The sequence below is a fragment of the Streptomyces sp. NPDC001351 genome, assembly GCF_042896045.1.
Lineage (GTDB): Bacteria > Actinomycetota > Actinomycetes > Streptomycetales > Streptomycetaceae > Streptomyces.
In genome coordinates this window covers 219,811-239,906 of sequence record NZ_JBIAWS010000009.1, presented here as the reverse complement: position 1 = coordinate 239,906, position 20,096 = coordinate 219,811, and the positions used below count along the sequence as shown (strand labels likewise).

Here is a 20,096-nt window from a genome sequence, read left to right as displayed (position 1 = left end):
CCCGTCAGTCGTCCGGCGGCGGGTACAGCCACAACCGGAACAACCGGCTGAGCAGCGGCATGACCAGATACGTCAGCACGGGCAGCAGCACGACGGGGAACACGGCCGCCCTCAGCGGCAGGGGCCAGGCCGTGGTGCGGGGCGTCACCAGCCACTGGATGAGCAGGGTGAAGGGATAGGCGCCGACGAACGTGGTCAGCACCATCTTCCAGCGGGGCGGGGACCGCGTCGTGGTCCCCGGCAGCGAGAACCAGGTCTCCATCCCGGTGGTCGACTGGCGCTCGTCGCCCACCTCCGTGGCGATCCCCTCGATCCGCGCATGCCACTCGGCCCGTTCAGCGGACTCCAGCCACCGCGCCAGCCGCTGCGGATCGGACCAGCGCAGCACCGCGTGGTACCGGGGGCCGTCCTCGGGCCGCAGCCAGGAGACGCCCTCGTTGCCGGGGAACCGGCTGGCGCAGCGGGTGATCCCACGGGTCCACTTCTCGAACTCCGCTTCCCGGCCGGGACGCACCTGCCAGGTCAGCACCGTGGTGACCGGATCGCGCCTGCGCAACTGGGCGGTGCTCATGTTCATCACGTGTGCCACGCGTGGCGCGAATCATGCGGTGCGAGCCCCGGCCGCCGCGGTCAGCGTGAGTCGACCAGGGCCCGGGCGACCGCCCGGACGCTGCGCGCGATGTGCTGGAGCTGCAGCACCTCCGCCGCGTACAGCTTGATCGTGTGCTCGATGACCGACTCGGGCATGCCGAGCGCGGGCAGATCGGCGCGTGCTGTCTGCAGCGCGGTGCGCGCGACCCGGATCTCGTGCTGCACCTGTATCTGCGCATGGCGGGCCAGCAGCACGGGGTGGCGGATCAGGGCCGGGTAGCTGCCGTAGCGGGCCGGCACCAGTTCGCGCAGCCACTTGGCCGCCGAGCGCTCCCAGTCGTAGGAGCCGGGCGTCTTGACCTGGCACGGCCAGTCCGGGCTGATACGCGTGGTCGTCAGTTGCATGATCATCGCTTCCGGGTGTGCGGCGTCGTGTGGGGGTGGTCCGACGTGGGCGGGCGGCCCCGGTCTAGGGGATGACCGGGGCCGCCAAGGGCGCTCGCAGAGGCGAGGCCCGACCGAACACCCTGGGCGCCGACGCGGGTAGGGGACGGCGGCTTCGGGTGTCCGTGCAGGAGCCCGGGAGAGCAGACGGCGCCGGCGCGGCGGATGGTGCAGGCGCATGGGCGGACCGTCGGCTTTCTCCGGGCGATGCGGGTGGGGACGGGGGTGCGGAACGTGTCCCGGAGTGGGCCGGTGCGCGATCCGTGAGAAGTATTTATATATGCCGTCCGGTTTGCAAGAAGCATGAAAACATTCATGCCCAGTCTGTTGTGAAAGGTCCTTTTGTAATTTGGCTGTAACGCCGGATCGGCCGGGAGTACGGGGCGGGTCGCGGTCGCGCCGGATCAGTCGCGCAGGAAGAACTGGTGCTGGTCGGAGATCTGCTCGTACTCCTCCAGCCGCGCCTGGGTGCGCTCGGGATCGGCGTCGGTCATGGCCTGCAGCAGCGCGGCGGCGATCACGCCGGGCGCCGCGTAGGAGTCGAAGACCAGGCGGGAGCCGGTGCCGGTGGCGAAGACGACGTCCGCCTCGTCGGCCACGAGCCCCAGCGCCAGGTCCGTGACCAGGGCGACCTTCAGCCCGGCGCTGCGTGCGACCCGTACGGCCGTGAGCGTCTCCTGGGCGTGCCGGGGCATCGAGAAGGCCAGCACCCAGGTGCCGCCCGCCTCACGCGACTGCAACAGCGCGTCGTAGGCGACGCTGCCGCCCCGCGTCACCAGCCGCACGTCCGGGTGGATACGGCGCGCGGCGTAGGCGAAGTACTCCGCGAGCGAGACCGAGATGCGCAGTCCCAGGACGGTCAAGGGTGTGGACGCCGACAGTTTGCGGCCGAGGTCGATCAGCTGGTCGGGGTCGGCGAAGTCGCGCCGGAGGTTCTCCAGGTTCTCGATCTCGGCGTCGACGGCCGCCTGCAGTTCGTTGCTGCCGTTCTCCTCGGTCGCGGCGGGGCCGCCGGCCAGGGTGCCGAGGGCGATCGACTGGAGCTTCTCGCGCAGCGCGGGGTAGCCGCTGAAGCCGACCGCCGCGGCGAACCGCGTCACCGAGGGCTGGCTCACGCCGACGCGTTCGGCGAGGTCGGTGATGGACAGGAAGGCCGCCTCGGTGATGTGCTCGATGAGGTACTGGGCGATGCGCCGCTGGCCGGGGGAGAGTCGGGGCCGGTCGAAGAGTGTCCTGAGCTGGGAGGCCGGGGCGGCCTCGGCTTCCGGAGCCGTCTTGCCCGAGGTGATCGCGGACGCCTGTGCGCGTGCCTGCTGCGGCGATGACACCGGTGCGCCTCCTTTGTCTCCCACAGTGTTTCAACATAGCCCACACACCGTCGTGACCAGGGCTTGTACGGGGGCATCCGGCGCCGCCGGACGCCCCCGTCACCGGCGGTAGATCGTGATCGAATGCCCGACGTCGTCGACCGGACGACTGCTGCGGATCAACGCGGCCAGCCGTCCCCGCGCCTTGGCCGCCGCCGAGTCCGACACGACCAGCAGCCCGCGCACCTGACGCTGGGGCACCTGGCGCGGATCGGAGGCGTCGATGCCGTAGTACGACGGCACTCCGCTGCCCTTGTACACCAGCCAGACCCGCTCGCCCCGGTACCGCTCGCGCAGCCGGTCGGCGAGCCGGCCCAGGTCCTGGCCCCAGTCCACGTTGGAGTCGTGCAGCCGCAGATGGGTCTTGGCGGGACCGCCGAACGCCTCGTTGGAGTAGGGCAGATAGTACGGATACGTCAGCAGCGAACCGACCGCGATGAACAGCACCAGCGCTCCCGTCACGAGCGGCGCCCACCGCCACCGCACGGCGAGCACACAGCCCGCGGCCACCGCCAGGAACATCGGCACGAAAATCGCGTACCGCGTCCCGAAGTCCCGCGACCCGGTCATGGCCGCGGCCAGCAGCACTCCGGCGGGCACCAGCACATACGGCGCCGCGGGCCGCAGCCGCCGCACCGCCACCAGCACCGCCGCCCCGGCCACCCACAGGGCGAGCATGCCGAGCGGCGTCTTCACCAGCAGCGCGGCCGGCAGGTAGTACCAGCGGGAGCCGGTGTACAGATGCCCGAACAGGAAGCCCTGCCACGGGTAGTTCTCCAGACCGAACTGAATGCGCATCCCGTCCCGGTACGACGCCGGCAACGGCAGCAGCCGCACCAGCAGCCCCTTCACCCCGTCCACCGCGGGCACCGGCTGCTCCGGCGTCCACCGCAGCCTTGGGTCGACCACCAGATACGACGCCCATACGACGGCGACGGCGGCCACCGCCACCACGCCGGCGCCGAGTGCCGCTCGCGCAGCCGCCCCGCGCCGGTCCCCGGGCCTCGCCCGCCACACCGACCACGCACCCAGCGCCAGCAGCACGGGAACCGCCGGGAGCACGCTCATCTTGGTCGCAAGGCCCGCCCCGAGAGCGACTCCGGCCAGTGGCACATACAGCCGGGGCCGCCGGCGCGCCCGCCACAGCAGCCAGGCCGAGGTCAGCACGAACCCGGCCGCCGGCACGTCGAGGGTGGCCAGCGAACCGTGTGCGATCACGTCGGGGGAGAAGGCGTACAGGGCGAGCGCCGCCAACCCTGCGACCGTGCCCGCGAGTTCACGGGCGAAGGCGAACACGACGAGCCCGAACAGCAGCGTGAGCACGATCATCGGGAGGCGCGCCCAGAACATCAGCCGCCATGGATCGTTTCCGGACTCGTAGAGCAGATGCCGCCCGAACTGCCCCTGATCACCTTGGTACGAGGTGTCGACGTGCGGAGCGGCGATGGCCACCCCGACGGCGATGACCAGCTTGCCGAGCGGCGGATGCTCGGGGTTGAGACGCACCCGGTGCTCGTGCAGATAGTCGGCGGCCGTGGCGACGTAGACGGGCTCGTCGATCGTCGGGGTCTGCTGCACGGCGGTGGTGACCATCGCCGCGGCCATCTGGGCCAGCAGCACGACGACGAGGAGCGGCGGCAACCACCGCCCGCGCGGGCGGGGCGACCGCTCGGGGGCCGTCACCGGTGGCGGGTGTTCCTCGTCGTCGTGGGTGCCCGGTTCGAGGACCGAGTGCTGTTCGTGCGCCATCATCCGCCCCGCGGTGACACGGACCGCGAGGGGGCGGGAGCGATCCGGGCCCATCCCATGGACCCTACTTTCTCATCAGCTCCCGCCTCCCGGGCGTTACCGCTTCAGGAGTCGTACCGACAGACCTTCCGTCGTGTAGACGGGTACGGCCCGCAGCCGGTCGGAGTTCAGCTCGATGCGGTCGAACTGGCCGCGCAGCCCCGCAGCGGACAGGACGCGCACGGTGCTGCCCGCGGCCGGCGGCTTGTCGGCGTCGAGGTGCAGCGTCAGGACGCTCCCCGTGCCCAGCACCGCCCGGCGCATGACCTCGAGGGCGGGTCCGTGGCCCGAGCGCAGGGTCAGCTCCAGCGCGCCCGACTCCTGCGCGTAGACGCCGTGCACCCGCACGGGCCGCTGCAGCCGCAGCGTGCCGCCCGACACCCGGACCTCGCCGTGGCCCAGCGCGTGGGACGAGGCGGCGACCAGTACGCCGTCCTGCACCACGGTGCCGCCCGTGTACTTGTTGTGGCCGGTCAGGGTGAGCGTGCCGCTGCCGCGCTTGGTCAGACCGCCGTCGCCGCTGATGTCGTTGCGCCAGCTGTCGGCCGCGCCGAAGCCGCCCGCCGCCGCGTCGAGGGTGACGGTCACGTCGTAGTCGAAGGCGCCGTAACCGTCCGCCGCGGCGAACAGGTTCAGCCGCCCCCACTGCTCGAAGCCGTCCAGCAGCACATACCCGGAGGGCAGCGCGGTCGTGCGCAGCACCTCGCGCCGCTGCTCCGCGTCCAGGTACGGCAGCCGTGTCTCCAGCAGCACCTCCGCGCCCTTCGGCACGGTCAGCGGCTCGCTGCGGCCGTGGCGGGTCAGCACGTACGTCAACTGGTGCCGCACCGCACGGGCGTTGGCTTCCCGGTCCGCGTAGGGGTCGGTGGTGTCCGAGTGTGCGTAGGCGTAGAGGGTGTCGGCGGTGGTGCCGGTCTGTGCCTCGAAGTAGGCGAGGGCCTGGGCGCGGGCCGCGGCCTTGAGGGCGGCGTTCGCGGGGTCGGCCAGGGTGGCGGCGGCCAGCGCGGTGGCCATGATGCGGCCGCCGATGACGTCGACCGTGGAGTGCATGCCGGCCATGATCCGGGTGTGGCCGAGTTCGAGGGCCCGCGTCACCAGCTCCTGGAAACGCTCCGGTACGGCGTACGCGTACGCCAGGCCCGCCAGGTGGAAGGCGTTGGTGTGGCCGCTGGGGAAGCCGCCGTCGTCCGCCGGGGAGGTGCTGCGCTGGCGCAGCAGCTGCGGGGCGACGACCACCTTCGAGTCGTAGACGGGGAAGCCGAGGGCGTCCGTCTGCCCTGTGTCGACGACCTCGCTGTCCTCGTTCATGCGCCACGGCCGCGGGTACAGGTAGGCGTACTTGGACGGGTTGCCCGAGGCCCAGTTGCCCCGCAGGGTGTCGACCAGTTCGGCCACCTTGCCGAGCGCGGAGTCGTGCGAGCCGGCGCCGAGCGCGGAGCCGGCCGGGGCGTCCGCGGGGACCGCGTCGTCGATCTTGGCGGGCGGTGTGCCGTCGGGGGCGCTGGTGATCGACGTGACCGCCTTGGCGCCCGCCTTGTAGAGGTCGGACAGCGGCCCCAGGCCCGCGATCATCGCGTAGCTCTGGTGCTGGCGGTCGTAGAGGAACGCCTCCTTCGCCTGCGCGTCCGTGCGCGCGGCGGTGATACGGGCGCAGTAGCGCATGTTGGCGCGCAGTATCTCGGGCCGCAGGGGCGTGCCGGTGTTCCAGGCGCCGCCGGTCTTCCATATCTGCGCGAACCCGCCGAGCACGCGGACGACCGCGTTGGTCTCGGGCGTGAGGTTCGTCGGGAGGTTGGTCCTGTAGTCGTCGACGAACGCCGCGGGCGCCGTGGCGGCCTTGGCGTCGGCGGCGCCCAGCCACGTCACGAAGGTGGGCGCGGCCAGCACACCGGCCGAGGCGCCCAGGGAGGTCTTGAGGAACCCCCGCCTGTTGACGGTGGGTCGACCGGCGTTCGAGGAGCGGTGCCCGGCGGGTGACGGCATGCGTGTGCCTCTTTTCAGTTCTGCGGCCCTGCGGCCGGGAGAGATCGTGCGATCAGAGATGTCCCACGGGACGCATGAGATGTGCGAATCCGGTGCGTCCCGTGAAGCTTTGAGCGAAGATCTACGGCCGGGTCCTGTCCCGTCGGCGAGGGCCCGGCGGCCGTGACGTGTCGTGTGCGTGAACGGGGGCCGACCGGTTCACAGGATCGAACGGGCCAGTGCCACCGCACCCGCCACGGGCGGGGCGCGCAGGGGCTGCGGGCGTGCTCCCGGCACGGACCTCGCGAGCGCCGTCGCGAACGCGCCGTACAGGGAGGCCTGGGCGAGGACGGTGCTGCCGGCGACCACCACGTCGTCGACCACGACCCCGCGCGCGGCGAGCCGTTCCACGAGCGCGGCCAGCGAACGGCCGGCCTCGGTGATCACCGCACGGGCGAGCGACGAGCCCGCCTCGGCGGCCGCGAACACGACCGGAGCGTGCCGGCCCCACTGGGCGGAGACGTCCGTGGCGCTCTCCAACGCGGCGCCGAGCGCCGGTACTTCGGAGACGCCGAAGGATGCGAGCAGTCCCCGGGCGAGTGCGTCGGGCTCCTCCCCGCGATCGTGCGCCGCCCATGCGGCCCGTGCGGCCTCGCGCACCAGGCCGGCCGCGCCGCCCTCGTCGCCGAGGACCGCGCCCCAGCCGCCGACCTGGAGGCAGGTCCCGTCGGAGAGCCGGCCCACCGCGACGGAACCGGTGCCGGCGACCAGGCCGACCCCCTTGTCCAGTCCGGCGGCGGGCACGAGCAGCTCGGCGTCGCCCACGACCAGCGCGGGCGCGTCGAAGTGCTGTTGCAGGGCGGTACGAATCTCGGCGCACTGGCGCGGAGTCTCACAGGCGTGGCCGCCCACGGCGACGGCCGCCGGGCGTGCGCCCGTCGGCAGCGCGTCGGCGACCAGCGCGGCCAGCCAGCCGGCGGCGGCCACGGGCTCGTGCGGCCGCCAGCCGCTGCTCGGCCGGACGTGGTCGGCGACGAGCTCCGTATGGGCGTAGGCACGCAGTTGTGTCTTGGTGCCACCCACGTCGATGCCGACCACGAGGGGCGTGGAGTCCTGCACGGAACCTCTTCTTGTCGTTGCGCGGGGCGCGACGGTTGGGCGAACCGTGCCTGAGATTACGGGAGTTGGTGAACTAGGGAAGCCCCGGGACGGGCTTCAGACGGACACGGCAGGCGAGTACCGTGAAGTTCGTTAGGAAGTTAACTAACGAAGTACAGTGCGTCAAGAGGCATCGCGCACTCGACCACTGAGCGGCCCGTGACCCGTGGGAGAACTGTGATACACGACGTGGCGGAAGCCCCCCGTCTGACCGAGAGCGCAAGCGCGGTATTCGCCGTGCTCGCCGCGGCGGGCAGCGCGACCCGGCCGCAGCTCGCCAGCCTGGCGGGCCTGTCCAAACCCACCGTGTCCTCCGCCGTGGCGGAGCTGGAGAGCGCACGGCTGGCGGCCCACTCCGGCACCGCCTCCGGCGGCACGGGCCGTTCCGCCGCCGTCTACGGTCTCGGCCCGGCAGCCGGGGCCGTGCTCGCCGTCGACCTCGGCCCCGCGCTGACCCGGGTGCGCGGCTGCGCCCTGGACGGCACCCTGCTCGCCCAGGCCACCGGGACCCGGGACGAGGCCGCCGACGTGGTGCGCGAGGCCCTCGTCGCGCTCCCCGCAGGCGCCCCGCTGCGCGCCGTCGTCGTCGCCGTCGGCGACGTCACCGCACGCGAGAAGGAGGGCGCCCGCATGCGCCCCGCCACGGCCAAGGCCGGCCCCGTCTTCGACGCCATGGCCGTCGCCCTGCCGCCGGGCGTCCCCGTCCATCTCGAGAACAACGTCAACTGCGCCGCGCTCGCCGAACTGCACGAGGGCGCCGCGCGCGGCCGGCACACCTTCGGCTATCTGCGGATCGGCGTCGGTATCGGCCTCGGCATCGTGGTCGGCGGGCAGGTGCTGCGCGGAGCCAACGGCGCCGCCGGTGAGCTGGCCCGGCTGCCCTACCCCTGGGACGACGGCCGCGAGCCGCGCCACGAGGCCCTGGAGGAGTACATCGGCGCCCGCTCGCTGCTGCGGCGGGCGGCCGAGGCCTGGCAGGACGAGGACGGGCCCCGCCCGCGCACCGCCGAGCAGCTCTTCGCCCTGGCCGGTGAGGGCCGGGCGGCGGCCCGCGCCGTGATCGGCCGCCATGCCACCGACGTCGGCCGTCTCGCCGCCGCCGTGACCGCCGTACTGGACCCGGGACTGATCGTCCTGGGCGGCAGCACCGGCGCGGACCCGCAGGTACTGCCCGGTGTACGGGCGGAACTGGCCCGGCTGAGCTGGCCGACCGAAGTCGTCAGCAGCACGGTCGGCGATCTCGGCACGGTCGTGGGTGCCGCCCGGCTCGCGGTTTCGCGAGGAGTCCAAACCGTGACCGAGGCCGCGGGGGCTAAGGATTGACGGCCTCCGACTCGACGTGCCAATGTCCGGACAAGCGCTTTCTAAGTCGGTCGGGATACCGACTCCGGGTGAGCCTCCCGCCCGTACGCGAAGTACGGCAGTCGCACGAGGGCGTGCTTGTGCGACGACGGCCCTCATTGGCCGGGGACTCCACCCGCTCCAGGCGACGCGGCCGGGCGAGGCCGTGCCCCGGAAAGCGAAATTTCCTGCAAAATGCACCCGTGCCGCCTCGGCTGGCGCCGTGCTCCGTCCAGTACGACGAAAAGGGAAGAAAATGACCAGTGTGGGTGTGCGGCGCTCCCGCCGACTCGGCCGCGGCGGTATACGTCGTGTGGTTCCCCTCGCTGCCGTGGCCACGGCAGGTGCCCTTCTGCTCACCGCCTGCGGTGGGTCGGGGTCCGGCTCGGGCGGGAACTCCAAGTCGCTGACGTTCTGGATCTCCACGGTTCCCGGGCAGGACGCGGGCTGGAAGAAGCTGGTGGCGCAGTACAAGAAGGAAAACGGCGTCTCCGTCAAGCTCGTCAACATCCCCTACGACGGCTACACCACGAAGCTGCACAACTCGGCGCAGGCGAATGCTCTGCCCGACGTGGCGGCCGTGCCGTCGCTGGACCCGATCTGGTCGAACAAGCTGATCGACCTGAGCTCCATCGCCGGCAACAAGAGCTACAACATCAACGCCAACTTCCTGGCGAAGGACTCCTCCGGCAAGGTGCTGGCCATCCCCTCGGACGTCACCGCGTCCGGCCTGTACATCAACAAGACGCTCTTCAAGAAGGCCGGCGTCTCCTTCCCCACCTCGCCCTCGAAGACCTGGACCTGGACCGACTTCATCGCGGCCGCGAACAAGGTCCGGGAGAAGACCGGCGCCAAGTACTCCCTGACCTTCGACCAGTCGCCGTCGCGACTGCGCGCCATGGTGTACGAGATGGGCGGAAAGTACGTCCACGCGGACTCCTCCGGCAAGTTCTCCGTGGACGCCGCGACCAAGAAGGCCGTGAAGACCTTCGTCGGTTGGAACGACGACAAGACCATGCCGAAGTCGGTGTGGACCAGCGGCGCCGACCCGTCCGCGATGTTCCAGAGCGGTGACGTGGTCGCCTACTGGTCCGGCGTGTGGCAGGTCGCAGCGTTCGCGGACAGCATCAAGAAGTTCGACTGGGCCAGCGTCCCGACCCCCGCCCAGCCCGTGCAGGCCAGCGACGTCAACGCCGGCGGCCTGATGGTGGGCTTCAACAACAACGGCGCCGCGGCCACCGCCGCGAAGAAGTTCATGACCTGGGTGTACGACCCGAAGCAGTACACCGAACTGGTCGAGAGCTCCGGGTTCCTCCCCGTCGAGAGCGGTCTGACCCCGAACTACCCCTTCAAGTCCGACGCGGCGCAGTCGGCGTTCAAGCTGTACAACGAGGAGATCCCGCTCTACGCCCCGATCTCCGGCTACTTCAACGGTGCGCAGACGGAATGGGCGCTGAAGGGCAAGAGCATCACCACCGACCCGACCAAGACGGAGCTCGGTAAGGCGGTCAACGGCCAGCAGTCGTCCGACAAGGCCCTGGAGAACATCGTGGCCGGCTACAACCAGCAGGTCGGCGGCGGATCGTAGGCCACAGGGCCGGGGGGCGGTGTCTCGACAGCGCCCCCCGGCCCTTTACGCCCACACGATGCCGGGCTCACGGCGTGAGCCCACCGCAACCCATTCCACCAGCACGGAGTCAGGAAGATGACAAAACGCGCCTCGGTCGTGTCCGCGAGCCCGCCCAGGAGACGCAGTAAGTACACCCTTGCGCCGCTCGTCCTCATCGCGGCCAATGTCGTGCTCTTCTCGCTGTTCTTCGTCTGGCCGGCGGTGATCGGGCTCGTCTACTCCTTCACGAACTACACGGGCGTGGGGGCGTTCCAGTTCATCGGACTGGACAACTACCACAACCTGTTCGGGGACTCCACGTTCTACGACGCGCTGACCCGGACGCTCCTGTACACCGTGCTCTTCGTACCGCTGAACTTCGCGCTCTCGCTGCTCGCCGCCAACCTGGTGGTGAACAAGCACGCCAAGGGTGCGTCGGTCGCGCGCGTCATCTTCTTCATCCCGTGGCTGCTGTCGCCCATCGTCGTGGGTGTCCTGTGGCGGTGGCTGTTCGGCGAGAACTTCGGACTGGTCAACTACGTCATCGAGAAGCTCGGCGGCAGTGCCGTCCCGTGGCAGTCGGACGCGGACCTGTCGCTGCTCGTGGTGGTGATGGCGGCGTCCTGGATGTGGACGGGATTCACGATGCTGCTGTTCATCGCGGCGATCAAGAACGTACCGGTGTCGTACTACGAGGCGGCCTCGCTCGACGGCGCCGGACCGTGGCGCCAGTTCTTCAGCATCACACTGCCGAGCATCGCGCCCACCTCGTTCATCGTCATTCTGCTCAACACGATCAACGCGATGAAGGAATACCCGGTGTTCGTCGCCCTCAACAACGGCGGACCCGGAACGTCGAACAACCTTCTTGTCCAGTACATCTACCAGACCGGCTTCCAACGGGGCCAGATCGGCTACGCGAGCGCCGCGTCATTCGTGCTCATGCTCATCCTGATGGCCGTCGCGATCATCCAGCTGATCGTCAACCGGCGGGTGGAGAACCGATGACAACCACAGACATGCCCCGCAAGGTCGACACCGGTCCCGGACGGACTGTTTCCAGGAAGCGGACCCGCGGCGCGACGAGCGGCGGGATCCGGCAGGCGGTGTCCGCGACGACCCTGCTGTGGATCCTCGCGTGCCTCTACGGGCTGCCGGTGCTGTGGTTCATCCTCAGCTCCCTCAAGCCGGCCAGCGACCTGTTCTCCTATCCGCTGACACTGGTTCCGCACCACCCCACCCTGTCCGGGTACCTGACGGCGTGGCGCAGTGCCAACTTCTCCCAGTTCTTCATCAACACGACCATCGTGTGTGTGATCACGACGATCCTCACGGTGGGAGTGAGCTGCTGCACCGGGTACGCGCTGGCCAAGTACGACAACAGATGGCTGAAGGCGTTCTTCCTCTGCATCCTGGCCACCACGATGCTGCCGGGCGAGGTCATGCTGGCCCCGGAGTTCCTGGTGGTCCGCAACCTCGGCCTCTACAACTCGTTCGCCGGCATCATCCTCCCGGCCGTGCTCACCGCGACCGGATGCTTCATGTTCCGCCAGTTCTTCCTGACCGTTCCCGACGAACTCGTGGAAGCCGCCCGCATCGACGGTGCCCGCGAACTGTCGATCTTCCTGCGGATCATGGTGCCGCTCTCCCGGCCCATCATGCTGACCCTCGCCATCCTGTCCTTCCAGTGGCGCTGGAACGACTACATCTGGCCGCTGCTGATGCTCAACGACCCCAACAAGTTCACCGTGCAGATCGGCATCCAGAGCATCGTCGGCGCACAGAACATCAACTGGTCGGTCCTGCTCGGCGCCTCGGTCATCTCCATGATCCCGCTGATCGTGATCTTCCTGGTCTTCCAGCGCTACGTCATGGGCGCCGACATCAACGCCGGACTGAAGGACTGACCTTGACCGCCCCGCTCGACCACGAGTTCGTCCGCGCAGCGGCGGTCGCCGCCGACGGGTCGGCCGCCCTGCTCGCGGAGGAACCGTCGGCGGAATTCATCGGGCCGCACCGCGCCCTGGCCCGGCGGGTGAAGACCCTGGTCGCGGCGTACCGCTCGCCGGAGTCGGCCCTGCACGGCAGCGAGCGCGCCGTCGCCGCCGCGCTGACCCACCTCCGTGCCCTGCGGTCCCTGCAGACGGCCTCCGGCCTCTTTGCGGGCGGCGACAACGTGCAGTCGCCGCCGGACTCCGCGTTCACCGTCAACGACGTGTGCGACGCGCACGTCCTCGCCGCGGGCGCGGGGCCGGAACTGGACGACGTCACGGCGGCGCTCGCCGAGATCGCCGGCGCCGCCACCGGCCCTCTCCTGACCGGCGGGGTCCACACCCCGAACCACCGCTGGGAGCTGTCCGCGGCGCTGGCCCGGCTGCACCGTTCGTTCCCGGACGACCGGCTGCTCGCCCGTGTCGAGGAGTGGCTCGCCGAGGGCGTCGACATCGACGCGGACGGCCTGTACTCGGAACGCAGCGCCGTCTACGCGTCCATCGTCACCAACCCGTCGCTGCTGTTGCTGGCCGAGGTGCTCGGGCGCAGCGACCTGCGGGACGCCGTCGAACGCAACCTCGCCGCGACCCTGGACCTGATCAGGCCGGACGGCACGGTGGAGACCGTCCACTCGCGCCGCCAGGACCAGAGCCAGTCGTTCGCGCTGTGGCCCTACCTGCCGCACTACCGGCTGCTCGCGATCCGCACCGGCCGGGGCGACTTCGCCCGCGCGGCCCGCCTGGCGGCCGCCGACGGCATCAACGACCCCGACCTGCTCGCCCAGACCCTCCTCACCCCGGATCTGTGCCGCGCCCTGCCGGCCCCGGACGCGGAGAAGCTCCCGCGAGACCGGTACCTCCCCACCGCACGCCTCGCCGTACATGCCTCGGCCACCGCCCACACCGTGGTGTACGGCGGCTCCGACGTGCCCGAGCACCGGCGCATCCGCTCGGGCCTCGCCTGCAACCCCACCTTCCTGCGCCTGTTCGCCGGTGCCGCAGTCCTCGACGCGGTCCGCCTCTCACGGGTGTTCTTCGACCTGGGCCCGTTCCGCGCCGCCGACATGGAACGGCTCGCCGACAACCGGTACCGGCTCACCCAAACCCTCACCACCGCCTACTACCAGCCGCTCCCGAAGGACCTCAGGAGCGACGACGGCGCCTACCGTCTGGTGGACGAGGGCCGCTTCTCCGCGGCGATGGCGTTCCCCGACCGTCCTCAGGACGAGGTCTCCCACACGACCCGAGTCGAGGTCGACCTGCGGGAGGACGGGGCCGACCTGCGGATCGACATCAGCGGCCCATCGGTGCCCTGGGCCCTCGAACTGACCTTCCGGCCGGGTGGCGAGCCGCAGGGCGCCGTACCGCTCGGCGACGGACGCTGGTGCCTGACGACCGAGCCGTTGACCTACCGCGTCGGCGACGACGAGATCCGGGTCGAGGCCGCCGTCGAGACGGGCGAACCGCTCGCCGGACCGGACCGCAGCGACGTACTGCGCTACGACCCGGGGCAGGACTACACCGTGGCCGGCGGCACCGACGCGACGACCGGGAACCGCGTCTACCTCGGCGGACACGGACCGCAGACACTGACCCTCACACTGCGCGCCACATCTCGGGCATGAAGGGCTGATCTCCTTGCACCTCCCACGCCAGCTCGGGCCGCTGCACGACCTGCCGGACACCCCGGAGGCATACGACGCCGTCCTCGCCGACATCACCGAGCAGGCCCTCGCGCGCCTCACCCCCGAGGGCAACCTCGAACACCCCGACTGCGTCGACGACATCGGCGACACCTCCCTCGGCATCACGTCCCTGCTCGCCTTCGCCTGGCAGCGCACCAAGGACGACCGACTGCCCGAGGCGGTCCGCCGCAGCCTCGCCTTCCATCTGCGCGAGCGGGTCTACGTCGACGACAACCCCGGCTACCCGAACCTGAGGATCCGCAACTCCGGCTTCCCGTACGCCCGTTACGTCCTGGAGGCGGGCGCCCACCCCATCGGCGACTGGCCGAGCACGGTGTGGGCGCTGCTCCAGGCGGTCAACCTCCTCGCCGCACCGGACGGCCTGGTCGATGCCGACCAGCGCGCCCAACTGCTCGACGTGGCACGGGGTTACTGGCGCTGGCTGACCGAGGCGACCTTCTTCAACCCGCAGGAGGCCGGCAACCAGGCCATCGGCTGCGTCGTCGGCGGCCTGATGCTGGCACGCCATCTCCCGCCGGACGAAGGGGAGTTGGTTCGCGCCCGGGCGATCGGCCTGTACACCGAGAAGATCCGTGCGCACCGGGTACGCGACCGGGGCGCCCTGCTGCCCCCGGAACACGGCGGCGCCTACGACAACAACTACGGCCCGATCTCCCTGTCCTTCCTCGCCCAGGCCCATCGTGTCAGCGGGGAGGAGATGTTCGCCGAGGACGGCGACGCGCTCGCCCGCTACATCGACGCCCGGCTGACGAACGGCGGCTTCGACAACGGCGGCCCCCGCTACAGCGAGCAGCACTCCGCCTTCGAATCGGTCCTGGGCCTGCGCTACTTCGGTGCCCGCATCGGCGCCGACCTGGGCCGCTACCGGGGCGACACCCGCTGGGGGCGGCACGCGGCGGGGCCCGACGGCGGCGTCGACGGGCACTTCGCCTGGATGCTGGTCTGGCAGATCCAGGACCCCACCCGCTGGCACCGCACGCCCTCGCCCGAGCCCGCCCGCCACCAACTGCGGTCGGGCACCGTCTCGGTGGCCTTCGACGACCGTATGACCCCGTCGGTCGTCGAGGCGGGCGGCACCTACTACCTGCCGGCGGTCGTGAACCGCCAGCACGGCTTCGGCCCGGTGCTGGACGGATTCGTGTTCTGCCGTCCCATGGGCGAGGTCCGGGTGCGGGACGTGCGCACCGGCGCCCTGGCGGCGAAGCTGGTCACCAAGCCGGTGGTCGGCCGCGACCACGTCCTGCGGCACGTGCGGTCCCTCTACGTCACCGACGGCACGAGCCTGTGGACGACCGTCGCCGTGGAACGCCTGCCCAACGAGCCGTATCTGCTCGCGGGACTGCCCTACGCGGCCGACGACGGCGACCGGGTGCGCCGGACGGCCGGGGGCGCGGTGGCGTCGGCCGGCACCCTCCGTCTGACCCACCCGCAGGCGCAGGGACCGGAGCACTTCGACGCCCGCGCGGAACTCACCCAGGAACAGGCGGCGTTCGCACTCGCCGCCGACCCGCGCGGCTACGGCAACCCCGACGACGGCTGGCGCCACCTGGTGAGCTCCACCGCCCTGGAGGCGGGGCCGATCCCAGGTGCACCGGACGATCTGCATGTGTTCGCCGTACGGTACGGCTCCGCCGAGCCCTTCAGGGCCGTTGCCACGTGGGATGAGCAGGGGCTGACCGTACGGACGGACGCCTTCACCGCGGTGATCGGGGAGGCGGACGGGCGCGGGGAGCCGCAGCTGACGCTCACTGCTTGAGGTCGAGTTCACCCACCGGTACCACCAGGTCCGCCCGGTCGCGGGTCGCGGCGACCAGCTCCGCGTTGTGCTGGTCGCTGCGCAGCACCCAGGCCATCGCCTCGTCGTGCCCCTTGCCGAACTCCTCGTGCCGGGCGATCAGCCGGCGCAGGCGCTCTTCTTCGTCCAGTTCGCAGAACCACACCTCGTCGAGCCGGCTGCGCACGCGGGGCCAGGCTCCCGTGTCCAGCAGCAGGTAGTTGCCCTCGGTCACCACCAGCCGGGCCGTCGGCGGTACCGGTACGGCGCCTGCGATGGGCTGCTCCAGCACCCGCTCGAACCCCGGCGCGTACACCACGTCGCCTTCCTCGCTCTCGCGCAGGCGGTCCAGCAACGCCGCATACCCGGCCGCGTCGAAGGTGTCGGGCGCTCCCTTGCGGTCCCGGCGGCCCAGCCGCTCCAGCTCGACGTCGGCGAGATGGAAGCCGTCCATGGGCACGTGCGCGACCCACGGCTCTCCCGCCGCTGCGTTCAGCTCCCGCACGAGGTTCTCCGCGAGGGTCGACTTGCCCGCGCCCGGGCTGCCGGTGATGCCCAGGACGGCGCGACGCCCGCCGCGGGGCAGAGCGCGCGCACGGGTCAGCAGATCGTCGAAAGTCGGCGGCACACGGCAGAGTCTGTCACCCGGGCGGCGGCGCGATGAACTATGGCGGCGCGGGGAGTCGTCTCCGAGTACGGGGGACACGTCCGTGACGAGGCAGGGGGCCGGTGCCGTGACCGACGACGCAGCGCAGATCCGCACACTGATCGAGAAATGGGCCGAGGCCGTCCACCGCGGCGATCTGGACGGCGTCCTGGCCGACCACGCCGAGGACATCGTGATGTACGACGTCCCGCCGCCGCACGAGGGCCTGCGCGGCCTCGCCGCCTATCGCGCGACCTGGCCGCCGTTCTTCGCCTGGCAGGCCCAGGGCGCCTGCTTCGACATCGAGTCCCTGGACGTCACGGCCGGCAGCGACGTCGCCTACGCGCATGCGCTCCTGCGCTGTGGAACGCTTCAGGAGCTGGCCGAACACCCCACGCTCCGCCTGCGGTTGACGCTGGGTCTGCGCAAGGAGCACGACCGCTGGCTGGTGGCGCACGAGCACCACTCGTTCCCGCACGACTGACCGGTGTGGCGTGCGCCACAAGCTGGATGTCCCCGAACGGGGAACCGGACCCGTATGACGCAGCTCGGTCCGCCCCTCGGTCTCCCCGAAGACATCCAGGCCTGCCTCTTCGACCTCGACGGGGTCGTGACCCGGACGGCCGTCGTGCACGCCGCCGCTTGGAAGGAGACCTTCGACGCCTTCCTGCGCGGGCGGGACGGCGAGCAGTTCCGGCCCTTCGACGCCGTGGCCGACTACGACGAGTACGTCGACGGGCGCCCCCGCGCCGACGGGGTCCGCACCTTTCTCGCCTCCCGGGGCATCGAACTGCCCGAGGGATCCCCCGACGACCCGCCCGAGAAGGCCACCGTCCACGGGCTCGGCAACCGCAAGAACGTCCTGCTCCTGGAGAGGATCCGCACCCAGGGCGTCGAGGCCTACGAGGGCACCCTGCGCTACATCGAGGCCGTACGAGCCCATGGTCTGCGCACCGCGATCGTCTCCTCCAGCGCCAACACCCGTGACGTGTTGCGCTCGATCCACGCAGAGGACCTCTTCGAGGTCCGCATCGACGGTGTCGTCGCGGCCGAGCGCAAACTGCCCGGCAAACCGCACCCCGACACCTTCCTCGAGGCCGCCCATGACCTCGGGGTCGAGCCGTCGCGAGCGGCCGTCTTCGAGGACGCCCTCGCCGGCATGGACGCCGGCCGGTCCGGCCACTTCGGATACGTCGTCGGCGTCGACCGCGTGGGACAGACCGACGCGCTGTACGCACACGGCGCGGACGTGGTCGTGAAGGACCTCGCCGAACTGGGAGGCCGGGCGTGATCACCGACCGGTCGTACACCGTCGAACCCTGGGCCGTGCGCGAGACGGCGCTCAATCTCGACGTCCTGGCGCAGAGCGAGTCCGTCTTCGCGCTGTCCAACGGCCACGTCGGCTGGCGCGGCAACCTCGACGAGGGAGAACCGCACGGCCTGCCCGGCTCCTACCTCGGCGGCGTCCACGAACTGCACCCGCTGCCCTACGCGGAGGCCGGGTACGGATACCCGGAGTCCGGCCAGACCGTCATCAACGTCACCAACGGCAAGGTCCTGCGCCTGCTGGTCGACGACGAGCCCTTCGACCTGCGCTACGGCCGCCTCGTCTCCCACGAGCGCACCCTCGACCTGCGCAGGGGAGTGCTGGAGCGGGTCTGCGAGTGGGTCTCGCCGGCCGGTACGACGATCCGTGTGCGCTCGACCCGGCTCGTCTCCCTCACCCAGCGGGCGATCGCCGCTGTGGCCTACGAGGTGGAGGCCGTCGGCACGCGCACGCGTGTGGTCCTCCAGTCGGAGCTCGTCGCCAACGAGCAGCTGCCCGAGCGCAAGGGCGACCCCCGGGCGGCCATGGCCCTGCAGTCGCCCCTGGAGGCGGAGGAGGCCTTCGCCGAGGGGTCCCGGCTGCGCCTCGTGCACCGCACCCGGCGCACCGGTCAGCGCGTCGCCGTGGGCGCCGACCACGTCGTGACCGGCCCGGACGCGACCACCACCGGCAGCGAGAGCAAGGAGGACGTCGCCCGTCTCACCGTCACCTCCGTCCTCGAACCGGGCGAGCGGCTGCGTGTGGAGAAGCTCGTCGCCCACGGCTGGTCCGCCACCCGCTCCAAACCGGCGATGGGCGACCAGGTCGACGCGGCCCTCGCGGCGGCCGCGGTCGGCGGCTGGGCGGGCCTCGCAAAGGAACAGCGCGCGTATCTCGACGACTTCTGGGCGCGCGCCGACGTCGAGGTCGACGGCGACGAGGAGATCCAGCAGGCCGTCCGCTTCGCCCTCTTCCACGTCCTGCAGGCCGGCGCCCGCGCCGAACAGCGCGCGATCCCCGCCAAGGGCCTGACCGGCTCCGGCTACGACGGCCACGCCTTCTGGGACACCGAGGCCTTCGTGCTGCCTCTGCTCACCTACACCGCGCCCGAGGCCGTGGCCGAGGCGCTGCGCTGGCGGCACAGCACACTGGACGCCGCCCGCGAGCGAGCGGCCCAGCTCGGCCTGAACGGCGCCGCGTTCCCCTGGCGCACCATCGAGGGCTCGGAAGGCTCGGCGTACTGGCCGGCCGGCACCGCCGCCTTCCACGTCAACGCCGCCGTCGCCGACGCCGTCGTACGGTACGCGGCGGCGAGCGGGGACGAGCAGTTCGAGCGGGACGCCGGTACCGAGCTGCTGGTGGAGACGGCCCGCCTGTGGCGCTCGCTGGGGCATCACGACCACGAGGGCGCCTTCCACATCGACGGCGTCACCGGCCCCGACGAGTACAGCGCGGTCGCCGACGACAACACGTACACCAACCTCATGGCGCGCGCGAACCTGCTGGAGGCCGCGGACGCCTGCAAGCGGTACCCGGATCGGGCCGCGCGGCTGGGAGTCGACGACGAGGAGAGCGCGGCCTGGCGGGACGCCGCCGAGGCCATGCACATCCCGTACAACCACGAACTCGGCGTGCACGAGCAGCACGCCGGCTTCACCCGCTACCAGCGCTGGGACTTCGCCCGCACCCGCCCGGACCAGTACCCGCTGATGCTGCACTTCCCCTATTTCGACCTGTACCGCAAACAGGTCGTCAAACAGGCCGACCTGGTGCTCGCGATGTACACCTGCGGCAGCCACTTCGACGACGAGCACATAGCCCGCAACTTCGCCTACTACGAGCCCCTCACCGTCCGGGACTCCTCGCTGTCGGCGAGCGTCCAGGCCGTGATCGCCGCCCAGGCCGGCCATCTGGACCTCGCCTACGCCTACGCGGCCGAGTCGGCGCTGATGGATCTGGCGGACCTGCAGCACAACACGCGCGACGGGTTGCACATCGCGTCCCTCGCCGGCACCTGGACGGCCCTGGTGGCCGGTTTCGGCGGACTGCGCCGCGACGGCGACTCGCTGCGCTTCGCCCCGCGCCTGCCCGAGAGGTTCAGCCGCCTGGCCTTCTCCCTCCAGTTCCTCGGCCGCCGCCTGCGCGTGGAGGTCGGCCCCGACAAGGCCACGTACACCCTGCTGTCCGGCCCGACCCTGACCATCCGCCACCACGAAACCCCCGTGACCCTGCGCGCCGACGGCCCCGTCGTCCGCGCGATCCCCCCACTCCCGGCCCGCCCGGCCCCGCAGCAGCCGCCGCACCGCAGCCCGCGCTAGGGCGTCAGCCATCCGGCCGCATGCCGGGCGGCAGGTTCATCCGAACCGGCGCCGCGGTGGCGGGACGGGCGTTTCCCGGGCCCCCGGTTCAGGTA

16 protein-coding genes are annotated in these 20,096 nt (G+C 71.2%); 9 read left to right on the top strand and 7 right to left on the bottom strand.

Going from position 1 to position 20,096, the window contains the following annotated elements; all coding sequences use genetic code 11:
• Positions 1 to 4: 4 nt before the first annotated feature.
• The 6 genes from ACFY1U_RS31690 to ACFY1U_RS31665 all read right to left on the bottom strand — a co-directional run bounded on the left by ACFY1U_RS31690 (position 5) and on the right by ACFY1U_RS31665 (position 7,271).
• A complete protein-coding gene (locus ACFY1U_RS31690) occupies positions 5 to 571 on the bottom strand; it encodes an antibiotic biosynthesis monooxygenase (protein ID WP_390697559.1) in 567 nt (188 codons plus the stop codon).
• Between the two features lie 59 nt (positions 572 to 630).
• Positions 631 to 1,002, bottom strand: coding sequence for a hypothetical protein (locus ACFY1U_RS31685; protein ID WP_390697558.1), 372 nt, complete (start codon positions 1,000 to 1,002; stop codon positions 631 to 633).
• A gap of 437 nt (positions 1,003 to 1,439) precedes the next feature.
• On the bottom strand, positions 1,440 to 2,363 hold the full coding sequence (locus ACFY1U_RS31680; RefSeq protein WP_390697557.1) for a MurR/RpiR family transcriptional regulator: 924 nt from the start codon (positions 2,361 to 2,363) through the stop codon (positions 1,440 to 1,442).
• Between the two features lie 99 nt (positions 2,364 to 2,462).
• The gene (locus tag ACFY1U_RS31675) at positions 2,463 to 4,205 is read right to left on the bottom strand and encodes an ArnT family glycosyltransferase (protein ID WP_390697556.1); all 1,743 of its coding nucleotides are present in this window, start codon (positions 4,203 to 4,205) and stop codon (positions 2,463 to 2,465) included.
• A gap of 42 nt (positions 4,206 to 4,247) precedes the next feature.
• Positions 4,248 to 6,173, bottom strand: a complete 1,926-nt coding sequence (locus ACFY1U_RS31670; RefSeq protein ID WP_390697555.1) for a phosphatase PAP2 family protein — start codon at positions 6,171 to 6,173, stop codon at positions 4,248 to 4,250.
• 198 nt (positions 6,174 to 6,371) lie between these two features.
• Positions 6,372 to 7,271 (bottom strand): N-acetylglucosamine kinase, encoded by a 900-nt coding sequence (locus ACFY1U_RS31665; RefSeq protein ID WP_390697554.1) that lies wholly within the window; start codon positions 7,269 to 7,271, stop codon positions 6,372 to 6,374.
• A 228-nt stretch (positions 7,272 to 7,499) separates the two neighbouring features.
• Between ACFY1U_RS31665 and ACFY1U_RS31660 the strand changes: the two genes are divergently transcribed.
• From ACFY1U_RS31660 to ACFY1U_RS31635, 6 genes are all read left to right on the top strand, one after another.
• Positions 7,500 to 8,633, top strand: a complete 1,134-nt coding sequence (locus ACFY1U_RS31660) for an ROK family transcriptional regulator (protein WP_390697553.1) — start codon at positions 7,500 to 7,502, stop codon at positions 8,631 to 8,633.
• Between the two features lie 274 nt (positions 8,634 to 8,907).
• Positions 8,908 to 10,239 carry an ABC transporter substrate-binding protein gene (locus ACFY1U_RS31655; protein ID WP_390697552.1) on the top strand — a complete coding sequence of 444 codons (1,332 nt, stop codon included), beginning with the start codon at positions 8,908 to 8,910 and terminating at the stop codon, positions 10,237 to 10,239.
• Positions 10,240 to 10,356: 117 nt separating this feature from the next.
• Positions 10,357 to 11,268, top strand: coding sequence for a carbohydrate ABC transporter permease (locus ACFY1U_RS31650; protein ID WP_390697551.1), 912 nt, complete (start codon positions 10,357 to 10,359; stop codon positions 11,266 to 11,268).
• On the top strand, positions 11,265 to 12,167 hold the full coding sequence (locus ACFY1U_RS31645) for a carbohydrate ABC transporter permease (protein WP_390697550.1): 903 nt from the start codon (positions 11,265 to 11,267) through the stop codon (positions 12,165 to 12,167). The genes ACFY1U_RS31650 and ACFY1U_RS31645 overlap by 4 nt, the downstream gene beginning before the upstream one ends.
• Positions 12,168 to 12,169: 2 nt before the next feature.
• Entirely contained in the window at positions 12,170 to 13,876 is a 1,707-nt protein-coding gene (locus ACFY1U_RS31640; RefSeq protein WP_390697549.1) for a hypothetical protein, read from the top strand.
• Positions 13,877 to 13,889: 13 nt separating this feature from the next.
• A complete protein-coding gene (locus tag ACFY1U_RS31635) occupies positions 13,890 to 15,713 on the top strand; it encodes a hypothetical protein (protein ID WP_390697548.1) in 1,824 nt (607 codons plus the stop codon).
• Here the strand turns inward: ACFY1U_RS31635 and ACFY1U_RS31630 are convergent.
• Positions 15,703 to 16,359, bottom strand: a complete 657-nt coding sequence (locus ACFY1U_RS31630; RefSeq protein ID WP_390697547.1) for a nucleoside/nucleotide kinase family protein — start codon at positions 16,357 to 16,359, stop codon at positions 15,703 to 15,705. The genes ACFY1U_RS31635 and ACFY1U_RS31630 overlap by 11 nt on opposite strands.
• Before the next feature lie 106 nt (positions 16,360 to 16,465).
• On the opposite strand from ACFY1U_RS31630, the gene ACFY1U_RS31625 reads away from it, so the two are divergent.
• The 3 genes from ACFY1U_RS31625 to ACFY1U_RS31615 are packed head-to-tail and all read left to right on the top strand — an operon-like array spanning position 16,466 to position 20,001.
• On the top strand, positions 16,466 to 16,861 hold the full coding sequence (locus ACFY1U_RS31625) for a YybH family protein (RefSeq protein ID WP_390697546.1): 396 nt from the start codon (positions 16,466 to 16,468) through the stop codon (positions 16,859 to 16,861).
• Between the two features lie 54 nt (positions 16,862 to 16,915).
• Positions 16,916 to 17,668, top strand: a complete 753-nt coding sequence (locus ACFY1U_RS31620) for an HAD family hydrolase (RefSeq protein WP_390697545.1) — start codon at positions 16,916 to 16,918, stop codon at positions 17,666 to 17,668.
• Positions 17,665 to 20,001, top strand: coding sequence for a glycoside hydrolase family 65 protein (locus ACFY1U_RS31615; RefSeq protein ID WP_390697544.1), 2,337 nt, complete (start codon positions 17,665 to 17,667; stop codon positions 19,999 to 20,001). The genes ACFY1U_RS31620 and ACFY1U_RS31615 overlap by 4 nt, the downstream gene beginning before the upstream one ends.
• The last annotated feature ends 95 nt before the right edge of the window (positions 20,002 to 20,096 follow it).

Excerpts from the sequence above, each read along its gene's own strand:
- ACFY1U_RS31690 (WP_390697559.1), bottom strand. The coding sequence starts at position 571 with ATGAGCACCGCCCAGTTGCGCAGGCGCGATCCGGTCACCACGGTGCTG.
- ACFY1U_RS31685 (WP_390697558.1), bottom strand. The coding sequence starts at position 1,002 with ATGATCATGCAACTGACGACCACGCGTATCAGCCCGGACTGGCCGTGC.
- ACFY1U_RS31675 (WP_390697556.1), bottom strand. The coding sequence starts at position 4,205 with ATGGGCCCGGATCGCTCCCGCCCCCTCGCGGTCCGTGTCACCGCGGGG.
- ACFY1U_RS31670 (WP_390697555.1), bottom strand. The coding sequence starts at position 6,173 with ATGCCGTCACCCGCCGGGCACCGCTCCTCGAACGCCGGTCGACCCACC.
- ACFY1U_RS31655 (WP_390697552.1), top strand. The coding sequence starts at position 8,908 with ATGACCAGTGTGGGTGTGCGGCGCTCCCGCCGACTCGGCCGCGGCGGT.
- ACFY1U_RS31650 (WP_390697551.1), top strand. The coding sequence starts at position 10,357 with ATGACAAAACGCGCCTCGGTCGTGTCCGCGAGCCCGCCCAGGAGACGC.
- ACFY1U_RS31645 (WP_390697550.1), top strand. The coding sequence starts at position 11,265 with ATGACAACCACAGACATGCCCCGCAAGGTCGACACCGGTCCCGGACGG.
- ACFY1U_RS31620 (WP_390697545.1), top strand. The coding sequence starts at position 16,916 with ATGACGCAGCTCGGTCCGCCCCTCGGTCTCCCCGAAGACATCCAGGCC.